16 protein-coding genes are annotated in these 13,666 nt (G+C 39.7%); 9 read left to right on the top strand and 7 right to left on the bottom strand.

Translation table 11 applies throughout. The features are described 5' to 3' along the window. Positions 1 to 107: 107 nt before the first annotated feature. On the bottom strand, positions 108 to 323 hold the full coding sequence (locus AC33VI_RS05920; protein ID WP_491781343.1) for a hypothetical protein: 216 nt from the start codon (positions 321 to 323) through the stop codon (positions 108 to 110). Positions 324 to 339: 16 nt separating this feature from the next. After that, complete coding sequence (locus AC33VI_RS05915) at positions 340 to 774, bottom strand: histidine kinase dimerization/phospho-acceptor domain-containing protein (protein ID WP_491781342.1); 435 nt, start codon at positions 772 to 774, stop codon at positions 340 to 342. A gap of 328 nt (positions 775 to 1,102) precedes the next feature. Here AC33VI_RS05915 and AC33VI_RS05910 point away from each other — a divergent pair, with 328 nt between their 5' ends. Next, entirely contained in the window at positions 1,103 to 1,903 is an 801-nt protein-coding gene (locus AC33VI_RS05910) for an ankyrin repeat domain-containing protein (RefSeq protein WP_491781341.1), read from the top strand. A 31-nt stretch (positions 1,904 to 1,934) separates the two neighbouring features. Here the strand turns inward: AC33VI_RS05910 and AC33VI_RS05905 are convergent, their stop codons facing one another. Continuing rightward, positions 1,935 to 2,543 carry a cobalt-precorrin-8X methylmutase gene (locus AC33VI_RS05905; RefSeq protein ID WP_491781340.1) on the bottom strand — a complete coding sequence of 203 codons (609 nt, stop codon included), beginning with the start codon at positions 2,541 to 2,543 and terminating at the stop codon, positions 1,935 to 1,937. A gap of 18 nt (positions 2,544 to 2,561) precedes the next feature. Further along, the gene (locus tag AC33VI_RS05900) at positions 2,562 to 3,344 is read right to left on the bottom strand and encodes a DUF1868 domain-containing protein (RefSeq protein WP_491781339.1); all 783 of its coding nucleotides are present in this window, start codon (positions 3,342 to 3,344) and stop codon (positions 2,562 to 2,564) included. Positions 3,345 to 3,568: 224 nt separating this feature from the next. On the opposite strand from AC33VI_RS05900, the gene AC33VI_RS05895 reads away from it, so the two are divergent. From AC33VI_RS05895 to AC33VI_RS05865, 7 genes are all read left to right on the top strand, one after another. Continuing rightward, positions 3,569 to 4,840, top strand: a complete 1,272-nt coding sequence (locus AC33VI_RS05895) for a protein kinase domain-containing protein (protein WP_491781338.1) — start codon at positions 3,569 to 3,571, stop codon at positions 4,838 to 4,840. Positions 4,841 to 5,006: 166 nt separating this feature from the next. Further along, positions 5,007 to 5,219 (top strand): NblA/ycf18 family protein, encoded by a 213-nt coding sequence (locus AC33VI_RS05890; protein ID WP_491781337.1) that lies wholly within the window; start codon positions 5,007 to 5,009, stop codon positions 5,217 to 5,219. A 149-nt stretch (positions 5,220 to 5,368) separates the two neighbouring features. Further along, the gene (locus tag AC33VI_RS05885; RefSeq protein ID WP_491781336.1) at positions 5,369 to 5,530 is read left to right on the top strand and encodes a hypothetical protein; all 162 of its coding nucleotides are present in this window, start codon (positions 5,369 to 5,371) and stop codon (positions 5,528 to 5,530) included. A gap of 199 nt (positions 5,531 to 5,729) precedes the next feature. Next, positions 5,730 to 6,620, top strand: coding sequence for a sigma-70 family RNA polymerase sigma factor (locus tag AC33VI_RS05880; RefSeq protein WP_491781335.1), 891 nt, complete (start codon positions 5,730 to 5,732; stop codon positions 6,618 to 6,620). A gap of 54 nt (positions 6,621 to 6,674) precedes the next feature. Next, positions 6,675 to 7,151 (top strand): TspO/MBR family protein, encoded by a 477-nt coding sequence (locus AC33VI_RS05875; RefSeq protein ID WP_491781334.1) that lies wholly within the window; start codon positions 6,675 to 6,677, stop codon positions 7,149 to 7,151. A 31-nt stretch (positions 7,152 to 7,182) separates the two neighbouring features. Continuing rightward, on the top strand, positions 7,183 to 8,271 hold the full coding sequence (locus AC33VI_RS05870) for a TIGR00341 family protein (RefSeq protein WP_491781333.1): 1,089 nt from the start codon (positions 7,183 to 7,185) through the stop codon (positions 8,269 to 8,271). 26 nt (positions 8,272 to 8,297) lie between these two features. Beyond that, positions 8,298 to 9,854 (top strand): metallophosphoesterase, encoded by a 1,557-nt coding sequence (locus AC33VI_RS05865; RefSeq protein WP_491781332.1) that lies wholly within the window; start codon positions 8,298 to 8,300, stop codon positions 9,852 to 9,854. An 87-nt stretch (positions 9,855 to 9,941) separates the two neighbouring features. Here AC33VI_RS05865 and AC33VI_RS05860 read toward each other — a convergent pair whose 3' ends face one another. The 3 genes from AC33VI_RS05860 to AC33VI_RS05850 form a co-directional block, all read right to left on the bottom strand. After that, a complete protein-coding gene (locus tag AC33VI_RS05860; RefSeq protein ID WP_491781331.1) occupies positions 9,942 to 10,673 on the bottom strand; it encodes a DevA family ABC transporter ATP-binding protein in 732 nt (243 codons plus the stop codon). Between the two features lie 190 nt (positions 10,674 to 10,863). Further along, positions 10,864 to 12,030 carry an ABC transporter permease DevC gene (gene devC, locus AC33VI_RS05855; protein ID WP_491781330.1) on the bottom strand — a complete coding sequence of 389 codons (1,167 nt, stop codon included), beginning with the start codon at positions 12,028 to 12,030 and terminating at the stop codon, positions 10,864 to 10,866. Between the two features lie 188 nt (positions 12,031 to 12,218). Further along, complete coding sequence (locus AC33VI_RS05850) at positions 12,219 to 13,409, bottom strand: ABC exporter membrane fusion protein (protein WP_491781329.1); 1,191 nt, start codon at positions 13,407 to 13,409, stop codon at positions 12,219 to 12,221. 110 nt (positions 13,410 to 13,519) lie between these two features. Between AC33VI_RS05850 and AC33VI_RS05845 the strand changes: the two genes are divergently transcribed. Next, the coding region (locus tag AC33VI_RS05845; RefSeq protein WP_491781344.1) for a TetR/AcrR family transcriptional regulator at positions 13,520 to 13,666 on the top strand (147 nt) is incomplete at its 3' end.

Genomic DNA, 13,666 nt, shown 5'->3' with positions numbered 1-13,666 from the left:
TAGATCGCTAATATTAGTAATCATTATTTTTGCTCTGAAAATTTATGTGTTTGTTATAAATTGAATCTGACCAAAATTATTTAATAATTCTGTAAAGGGATAGTTTGCTATTCTGGTTTGGATACAGCACAAACTGCATTTCCTTCTCGATCTGTAACGGAGAAAGCATCAAACTCCAATCCTGAAAACTCTCCCGATACATTGACTTGTTGGTCTGCTGACAGATGGTTTGTGGTATTGTCCTCGCAGACATCCCAAGAATCTACTCTAAAAGTGCGACCGCCTGTATTAAGACGGAAGCCATCCTCCCAAACCCGTTCCACAGTACCGCTAAATGTATTACCTTGAGCATAGACGGCTGAATAAAAAGTAGGGATGGCGATCGCGATTCCAGCTAAGGTAATTCCGAAGCAAATCTACTATATCAAGTGCTTCTAAAGATTCAAGAGACAACAAACTCTCCTGTCGTGCCAAAAATAGCAAGTCACTTACAAGGGTACTCATACCTTTTGTCAGATGAACAATCTTTTCTAAACGTTGATGCAGAAAAGTACTATCTTCAGTCAAATCCTCAAGCTCCATCAGTCCCACCTGAGCATTGCTCAATACAGCAGCTAAAGGAGCGCGTAGTTCGTGGGAAGCATTAGCAGTAAAGCGATCTAACTGAGCGCACGCCAACTCTAATTCTTGATTGGTATTTTGCAGCCTAATTTCTCGTTCTCTCAATTCTCGTTCTAGTTGCAGGAACAGAAGAATAGCCAACAATGCTCCCATTGTTCCAGCGATCGCTTGATGATGACAAAGCCAAGTTTTTAGATGTAATTCTTAATGGTTGACCATTACATTTGAGCAACGCCTGGGAAGAACAGTGCTGCATCAAAAATCGGCTTGGTTTAGAAAGAGCCAATTTCAGGTAACAAAACGGCAGAAATCTACCCATCTGCTAGACGATTTATAAGTGATTACTTCAGTAATGCAATAATTAGATTAGTGGGATAAATTTATGAGCAAGAAGATTAATTTTGTTTGATTAGTACTGTCTTGATTCCCTCAAGTATTTTAAAATTACATCAATCTTTCAGAAATACTAGGTTTAAGGCTTGTGAGTTGGATAATTTTTGATGTTGTCGATCGCCTGACGCAATATTCTCGCAGACAAGAAAAAAAATTAATTAAGGCGATCGCTGGTAATAATCTGACTAAAGTTAAGCAATTGCTACAGCAGGGAGTAAATCCCAATCTGAGAACTAGTGACGGGGATAATCTTCCTTTAATCTTTTTAGTCTTTGAAAAAAAATACTTTACTTTACCTCAAGGTGGCGTTAGCAATCCCGCGAAAACTCTATATCAAATTACAGCTAAAAAAGAATGTTTGCGTCTGTTATTAGAATATGGTGCAGATCCCAACCTGAAAAACGATCGAGGATGCACGGCTTTAGAAGTATCTATTCTGTGGTGTCTGCCAGATCTGGTCAAACTACTCTTAATTCATGGTGCAGATCCTAACCTCAAAGATAGTCGCGGGATTACTCCCTTAATGAAAACTGCGATTTTAGGAATTAGAGATGCTCGACCAGTGGAAGATAAGTTAAAAATAATCATGCACCTAATTAATAGTGGTGCGGAACTTGATGCTATTTCTCCAGAGGGCAAAACAGCTTTAATGTATGCTACGGGCAATTCTAGAATCGAGATAGTAGAACTATTAGTCAGCAGTGGCGCATCTTTGTCAATTCGCGATTCTTCAGGCAATCGGGCTGCCGATATCATCGATCGCAACGTTACACCACAACAGCGGGACTACCTACAAAGAATCTTGACTCAGCCGCAATTAAATCTCATCAAATATAAATATCGAGAATTAATCCCTGAAGGCGATCGCCTTTTAAACTCAATCTTATAGAGCAAATTATTAATTATTAATTATTAATTATTCAAGATGCGGCTAAAACCACCAAAGCATTGAGAATAGAAGCTGCTGCGGGAGAGCCGCCCTTTCTACCTTCAATGATGATTTGGGGTACGTTTAATTTTGCTAAAGCTTGTTTAGACTCGATGACAGCCACAAAACCTACAGGCACGCCAATCACCAAAGAAGGCATCATTTGAGCATTAGTAATGCGATCGCACAAAGCTAGCAGTGCAGTAGGAGCATTGCCGATTAAATATATCCCTTCGGGATAGCGATCGCAACATTTAAGCAAGCCCGTTTCAGTACGAGTTTTGCCCAGATCGGCAGTAGGTGCTAAATCGATCGCAGCAATAATTGGATTATTAAAAGTCTTTGCTAGCAAACTTTTAATCCCTTGCTTGACCATAGTGACATCGGTAACAATTGGCGAGCCAGATCTGATGGCTGCAATCCCAGAAGCGATCGCCTGGGGGCTAAATTTTAATAGTTTGAGATATTCAAAATCTGCCGTAGCATGAATTACCCGTCGGGCGATCGCATATTCTTGAGGATTTAAACAATGCTCCCCAACTTCGCGATCGATAATTGCAAAACTCTGTTCGACAATGGGATGGTTTAAAGAAACTGTCATGGGTTAGATAAAATCGACTTATTCGCTACCAAAGTCAACAGTTGCCCAATCTGGTTGACGATTGTATTCGATCATATTTTCAAACTTTCGTAACTGAGCTTCTTTGATGTTGAGTACGGGTAATTCGCTTTCTAACAGGCGATCGTTAATTTGCGACAGCACGATACAAAGGCGATCGCGATTTAAACTGGCAGGTATTTGATTAAAATAGCCAAGAGTAATATGGGCAGTCAGATCGTACTGTTGTTCTATGCCCAAACCAATTAAACCAGCATTTTGGTATAGAGAACGACGCAGTTGAATCACGGCATCATAGCTTTCGCGGTCTTTAGGCACTAAACAAGCCATAATTGCCCTCGGTCTAGCCATAACTCCCCATAACTGCCAAGCCAGAGTTGTCTTGTCCGTTATCGATTTTTGATATTGCTGAAAACTGGCAGCGATTTCCTGCTGTAAAATGCGATCGAAATCTCCATTGGCGGAAATTGCCTGATTGTAACTTTCATCCCAAATCAAGTCTGCCAAGGTGAAGTGAAAGCTGGTTGAGGGTAGAGGAATGAAAAAATCTGTTTCTAGCTGCTGGGATAGTTGCTGTTGTACTATGGTTACCCGTTCGTAAAAATCTTGATTGATCTTGTCCTCAGACTTGGGCGGAGTTATGACACTGTAACCAGGAAAAGCAACGGGTTTCCCATCCGCAAACTTCGGAGATGGTTGGATGGTTTTCAATTGCATCGAACAAGCAGTTGGTAAAGTTAACCTAGCTACTCGGTTGATATAGTCTTGATATGATTCGTCCAATCTAGCTTACCTCTAATGCGATCGCCATACTTTTAATTACCACTATTAAAAGCATAGATACTTACTATATTCTATTTATTGTGCCTGTTGAACCGCACATTTAACACATGAAAATATAACTTTTCGATCGCACTCGATCTATGATTATGATAAAAATTATAGATAAATGATTAGAATACTACTGTGTTTCAATCTCTATTCAAACCTCAATTAGTACTCCAATTGTGAAGGGAAATATTGTTGGCTCTCGTTATAAAATCCTTGAGTATCTTGCTGAGGGAGGATTTGGCAGGACTTATTTAGCCGAAGACACCCAACTACCAGGGAAGGATATTTGTGTGGTCAAACAACTATATCCTAGTAGTCAAGATGAAAAGTTTTTAGCTATAGCCAGACGACTGTTTAAGACGGAAGCATCTACGCTTCACAATTTAGGAGATCATCCGCAAATTCCCCAGCTTTTAGCCTATTTTGAAGAGGCAGAAAAATTTTATTTAGTACAGCAGTATATTGAAGGGGAAACCTTAGCTCAAGAATTAAGTGCCGATTCTATTTGGTCGGAAGACAAAGCGATCGAATTTTTGCAAGATGGTTTAAGCATTCTCAAATTCGTTCACGAACAAAGAGTAATTCACCGCGATGTCAAACCAGATAACTTAATTCGACGTAGTTCTGATGGCAAACTGGTGCTGGTAGACTTTGGTACGGTTAAACAAGTACTCCAAGGACAAAAAACCAATGTCGGTCAATTAACCGTACCCGTTGGCACTCAGGGTTATATGCCTACCGAACAAGCTAGAGGCAAACCCCGCCCGACGAGTGATTTATATGCTTTGGGAATCATCGCCATTCAAGCTGTTACGGGTATTCCTCCTCTAGATTTGCCCGAAGATGATGATGGGGAGATGGTTTGGGAATCCTGCGCCAATGTCAGTCAGGAGTTAGCCACAATCTTGACTCGCATGACTCGCTATCACTTTAAAGATCGTTATAAATCGGCAGAAGAAGCTTTAGAAGATTTGTATAAATTGCTGACAGTTAAAGCAACTGCCAAGCGATCGCTCAAAGCATTTGATACTACTACCTTCGATCCTCCCCAAGACGAGACTACGATAATTAATTCTCCAGAAGCAAAAACAAGCGATCGCGAAGATCCTGTCTCTCATGTCGATCGGCAAAACCTTCAAGGTCAACCGACTAAGATGCAATATTCTTCTGCTGTAGATGTAGATAGTAATCAAGGAGAGTATATAGATTTTAGAGAAATTGTTCCTCAACCAGGTCAAACTAACAAACGGAGCAATTCTAACCATAAATTTAACCGTAAAATCATCGGGATAGTCCTTATGGTTGCAATTGTGGCGATCTTGGGTGGTGTAGGCTCGTTTTTCTTACAGTCATCTAACTCCGATTCAGAAATTAATTCTCCAGAGGATCTTCCCACTAGAAAAATCGATCAAGGAGAAGGTTTCAGACCAGAATTTCAATCAAAGTAAGCTTGAAGGCTATTCTCAGTTTTTTTAATTGGTTTAACGAACTGAGTTTAATGGGAAAGATCACCTCAAATCCTCACCTCAGACTACGGAAATTACTACTTACGAGGGAGTCAAGCCATTGTAAAAAATATTTACAATATATACAACAGCTAACAAGGAGAACTAAATGGATAGATTGAAACAGTCTTTGACCATGGAGCAAGAATTAAACCATCGTATATTCAGCGATCGCGTCAAACAGTTAGATAGAGAAGACGCTCAAGAGTTATTAATTCAAATGCACCAGCAAATGATGTTAAAGGACAATCTCTACAAAGAATTATTTTTGAGTCAAGAGAAAGATATTGTTGATTCTTTGTTTGGAGCGAACAATAAATAATTGAAAAACCTGATAGAAATTGCTCTGAGACTTCTTTTTTGGTTAAGCAGAGTCTCGATTTTTTCTAGCTGAAGGAAGATGCGTACTATCTTGAAAAATTGTTAAATCTATAAAGAGTGGGAAGTTAAAAATTAATTAAGTAATTTTAGATGGAAGGTTTAAAGGGTCACACTATATTAGTGATAGGAGCGATCGTCAAGAGAGAACGAACGATCGCAACACAATTTTCTGTGGAACGAGTCAATGTAGCTTTTAATTGTCAGAACAATTCCGACAAGCTAGACAATATAACCAAACTATTAATTAACTAGACGATGGAAAGTATGACCCCAATTTGAACTTCAAAATATCCATTTTAATACTCAAGTTAAAAAAATCTTTCCCGATGTTATGAAAATTTCAATAAGCAGAGAAATTTAAAAATATATTTCCAGCAAAAAAATCTTAAGGCATTGAAGAAAATGCTTTTTAAAACATCAACCAAAAACAATATTAAAATCTAGAAATATTATGGCACAAGCATCTAACAATACTGTCAGAGATTATTTAAAAGAGATCGGTCGCACTCCTTTATTAACAGCAGAAGAAGAAGTACAACTAGCCAATCAAATTCAAGCAATGCTACCTCTATTAGAAAAAGAAAACTTGACTTTAGAGGAGAAAAAAATAGTTCGCTTGGGTCAAAAAGCCAAACAAAAAATGGTACAAGCTAATTTACGGTTGGTAGTTTCTGTGGCGAAGAAATATCAAAATCGTGGCTTGTCGATGTTAGATTTAATCCAAGAAGGTAGTATTGGTTTGATGCGCGCAGCCGAAAAATTTGATGTAAGTAAGGGTTATAAATTTTCCACTTATAGCTATTGGTGGATCAGACAGGCAATGACCAGAGCGATCGCCAATTATGCCCGAACAATTCGCTTGCCCATTCATATTACTCAAGACTTAAATAAAATCAAAAAAGCTACTCGCCAATTATCGCAAAAGTTAGGTAGAAAACCGAACGAACAAGAAATTGCAGCAGAATTGAATATGAATCTTAAAAAGCTCAGATCCTTAGCGCGATCGGCGAGAATAACTAAATTAAAAAGTCTCAATGCTACCATTGACGACAATCAAACAGAATTAGAACAAATTTTGGCTGATGACTCGGCTACTCCAACTGACTTTGTTGCCAGTCAGGAAGTACGCGCTCAAATCGAAAATTTACTTCATACTCTATCGCCCAAACAGCGAGATGTAATTACTCTACGTTATGGCTTGAGAGATGGTAAAACTATGACCTACGAACAAATTGGTAATGCTTGCGGTATCAGTCGCGAAAGAGTCCGACAAATTCAAAACAAAGCGATGAAGTTACTGAAGAAAAGAGCAATAAATTATTCTTCGTCCATAGCAGGATAAGTCATTAAGTAGGTAGGTGTAAGTAATTAAAGTAAATCTTGACTCCATATATTTATGATTCCTTCTTGGCTGCCTATTGGTATTGTTACCCTTGCCGTACCTTTTAGTTTTAATCGTTTAATCTCTAGCAAAGATTTTCGCTGGTTTAAACGCTTGCGTCGTCCTAATTGGCTAACTTTTGAATGGGCAATTCCTTTCATCTGGATAACCGTATTTATTTGTGGTGCATGGTCGGCTTATAATGTTTGGGAAAGCAATCCTGGTACAATTTCTACTTGGTTATTAATGGGGTTTTATCTATTAGTAGAAATCGCTATTTCTCTTTACACCCTGGTAATGTGTAAAACTCGTAGCCTTAAGGTAGGAACGATTATCGGCGGCACTGGTTTTTTCTTAGGGGCAATTTTAGCAGTTACGATCTTACCTATCTCTAAAACAGCATTTTTATTATTACTCCCTTATTTACTTTGGAGTCCGATAGGAACTTTTGTTACTTGGCAAATGATGCAACTAAACCCGATGGATATTTAAAAATTAATTTTTTAAACACAATGGAAAATTAATGATCCCAATACTGGCTGCTACCCCTAAATATATAATCTACTGCAAATATTTATTGCGAATAATCATCCGCAAGCTAAATCTCAAACAGCTTTGGCATCAAGATAACGGTAATTGGAAATGGATTAAAGAAAAACCTACCCCTATTGCCAGTCTCAACCGCAGTCTATGGCGTTCGTCCGTACCTTCCTTTAGCTTTCATTTTATGCTGTTACTGTCAGCAATTATTGCTACTTTAGGATTGCTGGCAAATAGCGTCGCAATTATTATTGGAGCAATGATTATTGCTCCGTTAATGGGACCGATTGTCGGAATGGCTTTTTCTGTAGCAATGGGTAACCGCAAACTGTTGCGTCGTTCTAGTTTTACCCTTTTTAAAGGGATTATCTTGACGGTTATCGCTTCTTGGTTGACTGCTTCCCTAATTGGTTTAGAAACCATTGATTCTGAGATTTTATCCCGCACCAACCCCACTTTGCTTGATTTTGGTATTGCGATGGCAGCAGGATTAGCAGGGGCATTTACTCAAACCCGTCGCAGTATTGCCGACGCGATTCCAGGGGTAGCAATCGCTGTAGCTTTAGTTCCTCCCCTCAGTGTAATTGGAATTGGTTTGGGGTTAGGAGAGCGAGCGATCGCATCTGGTGCATTTTTGTTATTTTGTACCAACTTAATTTGTATTATCTTTTTTGGTACTTTAGTATTTTTATGTCAGTCTTATGGCAATTTAGACAAGGCGAAGAAAGGACTAGCAATGTCTACCATAGTTATGTTTGCTTTGGGTTTGCCTTTAACTTTGTCAATGCGGGAATTAATTATTAAAAAGAATGTTAGTTCTCAAATTGCAGATTTAATTGTGAAACAAACAGATGTATTTGATAATGCCGATATTGAGTCAATTGTTGTAATTCCTCGCCATAGGTTGCTTAAAATCGATATAAAAGTAGCTGCACCTTTAGATTCTATTTCTCAAGCAGATATTGATGGAGTAAGACAATTATTGACTAGAGAAATCGACATTCCTATCGATCTTAGGGTAGAGGTAATTCCGATGAAAGTTCTGATTTCTCCCCAGGATAAGGAAAATTAGTTTAGATATTGAACAAAACTAAAGTAATGCAATTCATTTCCGATCCCGATATTTTAGATAAAGTAAACCAGATGAAACGAAGAGTTTGCTGGCAAAATTCTTTATTAAAAACCAGAAATATCGATCAAACTAAATTAGTAATAGACTGTCAAGAAAACAGTGATGCTAGTTTTTCTTTTTTAGCGATTGGGGATAGTGGTTGCGGATCGCACCTCAAACATCACCCCCAAAGGAAAATCGCTGAGATGATGTTGTCCCATCGGCAAGATTGCCATTTTATTCTCCATACGGGAGACGTGGTTTACCAAGTGGGATCGAAGGAATATTATCAACAGAATTTTATCAAGCCTTATCAAGAATTTTTGCTGGGTGGAGAAAAACCGCAACACCTAGCATACGATAAATTAACTTTTAAGTTACCCTTTTTCCTCGTTCCTGGCAATCACGATTATTATAATTTACCCTTGTTGACTGGTATTTTGGCACAGGCTACTTGGTTACCTCGGCGTTTGCTGCGAGGCAGAATTGATTTAGATATAGGTTGGCACGGATCGGATTGTGGAGATGCTTACGCTAGAGCGTTTCTGGACTATCTCGTTGCTCAAGATCGGGTAAAGTTAGAACAACATTTAGCTCGACATTACACAGCCGAATATCGAGGCAATCGCTGTCTTGATTATCAACCAGGAAAATTTACTCGTTTGCCCAATCGTTACTATACTTTTTCTTATGGCGGTATAGACTTTTTTGCTCTCGATTCCAATACTTTCAATCAACCTCTAGCTATTCCCGACACCGAAGCAGGAAAACAACTCAGAAAAAAACTATTACACCGCCAACAAGAATTAATCGAGCGAGAAAGAGAAATACAAACGGCGATCGATCGATTAAATCCCCATAATTCTGAAGATGCGGAACAAATCGACGATTATTACGCCAAACTAGAACATATTGCCGAAAGTCAGCAGGATATTGCCAAACAATTAAACCAGCAAAACCAAATTACCGATTGGGAACAATTAGCCTGGCTTAAAGATAATTTAGTTGCTTCTTGGCAAGATAAAAATATTAAAGGTAGAGTACTGTTTTTCCACCATCCCCCCTATGTTACGGAAACCACTAAATGGAATCAGGGACAAACTCTAGCAGTGCGCGATCGCTTGCGACAGGTGTTTGACGATGCCATGAGAGAAATGGATAGTTTGCCAGCAGGACGATCGATTGTAGATTTAGTTTTATCGGGACACGCTCATTGTTTGGAACACCTCTACACTAAAGATACTGGTCATGCAGACTCTCATATTAATTGGATTGTTTGCGGTGGTAGCGGTCATAGTTTGCGCCGTCAGCGTAGGGAAGGTACTGTACTATTTCAGAATGCCGATTTAAACTCTAACCCGATCGGTCAATCTCAACTATATGTCGGACGTAATGGTAGTGGAAGCAATAAAAAACGTCCTTATTCTTTCTTGCGCATTGACGTAGAAATTGGGGATCGACCTATATTTACGGTTCATCCCTATGTGGCAGAATGGCATCAACATCAGTGGAATGAATATGCGATCGCGCCGTTTGTAATTTAAAGACGGCAATCCTTGCTGTTTATTTTTACTCAAACGAGTCTTCTTGAGAGACACTAAGATAGTAGATAATTGTTCATTGTTCATTGTTCATTGTTCATTGTTCATTGCTGAATTAGCGATCGCCGTTTCTTTCACTGAATTGTTGATCAGTCTGCCGTCTTCCAGATGGACAATGCGATCGGCAATATCAAGGATGCGATCGTCATGAGTTACAAGTAAAATCGTACTTCCTTGTTCTCTGGCTAACTTTTGCATGATATTGACCACATCTCTTCCCGATTTACTGTCTAAGGCTGCCGTTGGTTCATCGGCTAGAACGATCGCAGGATGAGAAACCAAGGCACGAGCGATCGCTACCCGTTGTTTTTGTCCTCCAGATAATTTATCGGGATAGTAATCCACCCGATCTGTCAAACCCACTTCCTCTAACATGGCAACAGCGCGATCGCGCATTTCTTTCTGGGAATATTTACCGTGAACTTCCAAACCCATCTGCACGTTTTGGGCAGCAGTCAGACTATGGTGTAGGTTATGTGCCTGGAAGATATAACCGTTGTTGCGTCTGGCTTGAACCAATTCTGCTGAACTTGCCCCACATAGTTCTTTGCCGAGGATTTTGCAACTTCCCGACTGGGGCGATCGCAATCCACTAACCAGGGTTAATAAGGTAGTTTTCCCCGAACCCGAAGGTCCTGTCATTAAGACTATTTCACCCCGATCTATTTCTAGATTAATGTCAAATAATACTTGTTTGCGGAGTTCATCCTTACCAAAAGAATGGTCGAGGTTGTGAATGTCAATTACTGGTTGATTATTCATGTCTTTTAAAAAATTAATGATGAACGAACTAATATTTGTGATTATTGATATGACATTGAAGTTCAATAAAATTACTAAATGTTTAAAAATATGGTTATTTTATTTTCCTTTTTTGTTTTATTCTTAAAGCGTGCTTAGACAAGCCTTTGTAATAGAATTGTGATAAGTGTCTAATGATAAATGTTCGATGTTAAAAAATATCGGCAGGATCGGCTGATTGCAGTTTACGAGTTGCGATCGCCCCTGAAACACCACACATCACGATCGTCAGAATAAGAACTGTAATCGCTCTAGATACGGGTAATACAATCGGTAAAGCGGTTGCTGCTGCGGTGAGTTGATACAGTCCCATTGCCAAAAATGTACTGGGAATAAAGCCCGCCAGAGATAGAATTAGAGCCTCTTCAAACACCACAAATAGTAAGTAAGAGTTTTTATAGCCCATCGCTTTAAACGTGGCGTATTCTGCCATGTGGTCGTTTACGTCAGTAGAAAGAACCTGATAAACAATCACAATCCCGACAATAAAGCCCATCGTCGTACCTAAAGTGAACACAAAACCAATCGGCGAACGGTTTTGAATATAAGCTAATTCTTTTTCAACATATTCCTCATGGGTATATGCTTCCACATCTTCGGGCAGATAATTATTTAAAGCTTGTCTGACTGCTACGGGATCTTGTCCTGGTTCGAGGTTAATAATCCCCAGGCTAACAGTTCCCTGTTCTCTTCTGGGGAACAGACGTAAAAAGTTATAATCGCTAGTTATCAATGCCCCATCGTCAGCAAAGGAAGCCCCTACTTCAAATAAACCATCTATAGTTATGGTAGTGCGATCGCTTTCTGTAGTTACAGGTTTACCTGCTTCTATCTGTGCAATCATTTCGTCGTATTTTCCTCTAGAGGCGCGATCAAATAAGACAGTATCGGGAATTTTGACTTTATCTAGCTGACGATTAACTTCAGGGAGGTTGAAGGCTGGTTGTTCTGGATCGAAACCCATTACCATCATGGAAGTTTTTTCCCTAGTTTGGGGATTGCGCCACCTGAGAGAGCCAATGTAGACAGATTCTGCCGATTCTACCCCTGGCACATCCATCGACTGAAAAAGCCGTCGGCGGGGAAAAGTCGATAGTTCGTTAAAGTTGGTTGCTTGGGTACTCAGTAAAACAATATCTCCATTAATTAGTCTGGGATATTGGGTATTGGTCTTAAACAAAGCATCTTTAAATCCCAACTGCATAAACATCAAGATGTCTGCAAAGGCGATTCCCGCTAATGCGGTCAGCATTTTCATCCTGTCATGTTTGAGTTGTAACCATCCCAAAGGGGTGCGGTTTTTGAATGATTTGAACATTATTTTGCGCTCGTTGTTGATTATTTGGTGTGTTGTTTTTAATTTGTTGGTTCGTTTGTTGATTGTTGATTTTTAGTGGTGGCGCATGGTTGTCGCTGAACAAATAATTACTCATTACTCATTACTCATTACTCATTACTTATTACTTATTACTTATTACTTATTACTTATTACTTATTACTTATTACTTAGATTTCAATCCTGGCTTTTACCTGTAAATTAGTCAGCCCCGATACTCTTTGGCTGGATGCTTCATCTAGTTTGATTTTCACTTCCACAACTCTGGCATCGATGTTGCTGGTGGGATCGGTGTTGACTACGTTTTGACGTTCTATTTCTAAACCAATTTTTGCCACTGTTCCTTGCAGCTTTTCGTCTATGGCACTACTGGTAACTGTCACTGGTTGTCCAATCTTGACTTTGCTGATATCGCTTTGATAGACTTCCGCGACGGCATACATCTCGCCGATCTGACCGATTCGGGCAATACCTTCGTCGCTTGAGACGATTTCCCCTGGGCGAACCAGAGTTTTAATAACTGTTCCCGCTTGGGGGGATTTTATGTATGCCCTTTCGAGTTCTGCTTGGGCGGTTTTAACGGCTGCTTGTGCTTGTCTTACTTGAGCGACCGCTACTGCTACATCCACAGGACGAACTTCAGCAATGCGATCTAATGTGGCTTGGGCTTCAGCGATTTGTTTTTCTTGGGCGGTTTTAATTCTGTTGAGATTGGCTTGGGCGACCGCTAGTTGTTCTCTGGCGGTAGCTAAGGTTAGGTATCTACTGTCTCTTTCTGATGCCGAGATTGCCCCATCATTGTATAGCTGTTCGTAACGCTGATATTCTACTTGGGCGTTATTTACTTCTGCTTTGATTCTAGAAATTGTGGCATTTTGGGCAATAATGTCATTATCTCGTTCGGCTTCGATCCGAGCGATCGCAGCTTCTTGCGCTCTGATTTCTCCTGTTTTTGCCCCCGCTTTGACTAAATCCAAGTTGGCTTGGGCTACTCTAACTTCTTCTTGGGCTTGATTTAATGCTGCCTCCAAGCGATCGCGACTGTCTAATATCGCAATGGTTTGACCTTTGGTTATTTCATCTCCCTCATCGACTAAAAGCTCGTCAATACGGTTGCCCTCGGCTGCGGAAGAAACGGAGACAGTAACGATTTCGCCACTGGGTTCGAGTCTGCCTAATGCGGTTACGGTTCTGATTTCGGGCATCGTCTGTACTGGGATTTCCGATTTAGATGTCTTTGTTTGCGTTATGCGATAAACTGCTACGCCACCCACCAACAGAACTAAACCAATAGTTAGGGCAGGAATTCTTTTTACCAAAGGCTTGCTAGATTTTGTTTTGTTATCTGCTGTGTATTCCATAGCTACTAAAATGTTTTGTTATTCAACTAAACTGTTTAGTTCAGTTGTTACTATGCTAAACTAAACTGACTAGTTTTGCAATATTTCTTGTCCCAATAGAAAATAAAACTATGACTAAAACTGACCCCAAGATTTCCGAACGAACTAAATCAGAAGCCAAAAGCGTAGCTATTTTAGAAGGAGCAATGAAAGAGTTTCTCAAACATGGCTATGCTGCCACTAGCATGGACAAAGTAGCAAAGTCAGCAGGAGTTTCT

The sequence above is a fragment of the Waterburya sp. genome, assembly GCF_058530065.1.
The sequence above is the reverse complement of the archived record's forward strand: the minus strand, read 5'-3'. Positions and strand labels throughout refer to the sequence as shown.

Excerpts from the sequence above, each read along its gene's own strand:
- AC33VI_RS05890 (WP_491781337.1), top strand. The coding sequence starts at position 5,007 with ATGGATAGATTGAAACAGTCTTTGACCATGGAGCAAGAATTAAACCAT.
- AC33VI_RS05865 (WP_491781332.1), top strand. The coding sequence starts at position 8,298 with ATGCAATTCATTTCCGATCCCGATATTTTAGATAAAGTAAACCAGATG.
- AC33VI_RS05870 (WP_491781333.1), top strand. The coding sequence starts at position 7,183 with ATGATCCCAATACTGGCTGCTACCCCTAAATATATAATCTACTGCAAA.
- AC33VI_RS05885 (WP_491781336.1), top strand. The coding sequence starts at position 5,369 with ATGGAAGGTTTAAAGGGTCACACTATATTAGTGATAGGAGCGATCGTC.
- AC33VI_RS05915 (WP_491781342.1), bottom strand. The coding sequence starts at position 774 with ATGGGAGCATTGTTGGCTATTCTTCTGTTCCTGCAACTAGAACGAGAA.
- devC (WP_491781330.1), bottom strand. The coding sequence starts at position 12,030 with ATGTTCAAATCATTCAAAAACCGCACCCCTTTGGGATGGTTACAACTC.
- AC33VI_RS05850 (WP_491781329.1), bottom strand. The coding sequence starts at position 13,409 with ATGGAATACACAGCAGATAACAAAACAAAATCTAGCAAGCCTTTGGTA.
- AC33VI_RS05875 (WP_491781334.1), top strand. The coding sequence starts at position 6,675 with ATGATTCCTTCTTGGCTGCCTATTGGTATTGTTACCCTTGCCGTACCT.
- AC33VI_RS05905 (WP_491781340.1), bottom strand. The coding sequence starts at position 2,543 with ATGACAGTTTCTTTAAACCATCCCATTGTCGAACAGAGTTTTGCAATT.
- AC33VI_RS05880 (WP_491781335.1), top strand. The coding sequence starts at position 5,730 with ATGGCACAAGCATCTAACAATACTGTCAGAGATTATTTAAAAGAGATC.
- AC33VI_RS05860 (WP_491781331.1), bottom strand. The coding sequence starts at position 10,673 with ATGAATAATCAACCAGTAATTGACATTCACAACCTCGACCATTCTTTT.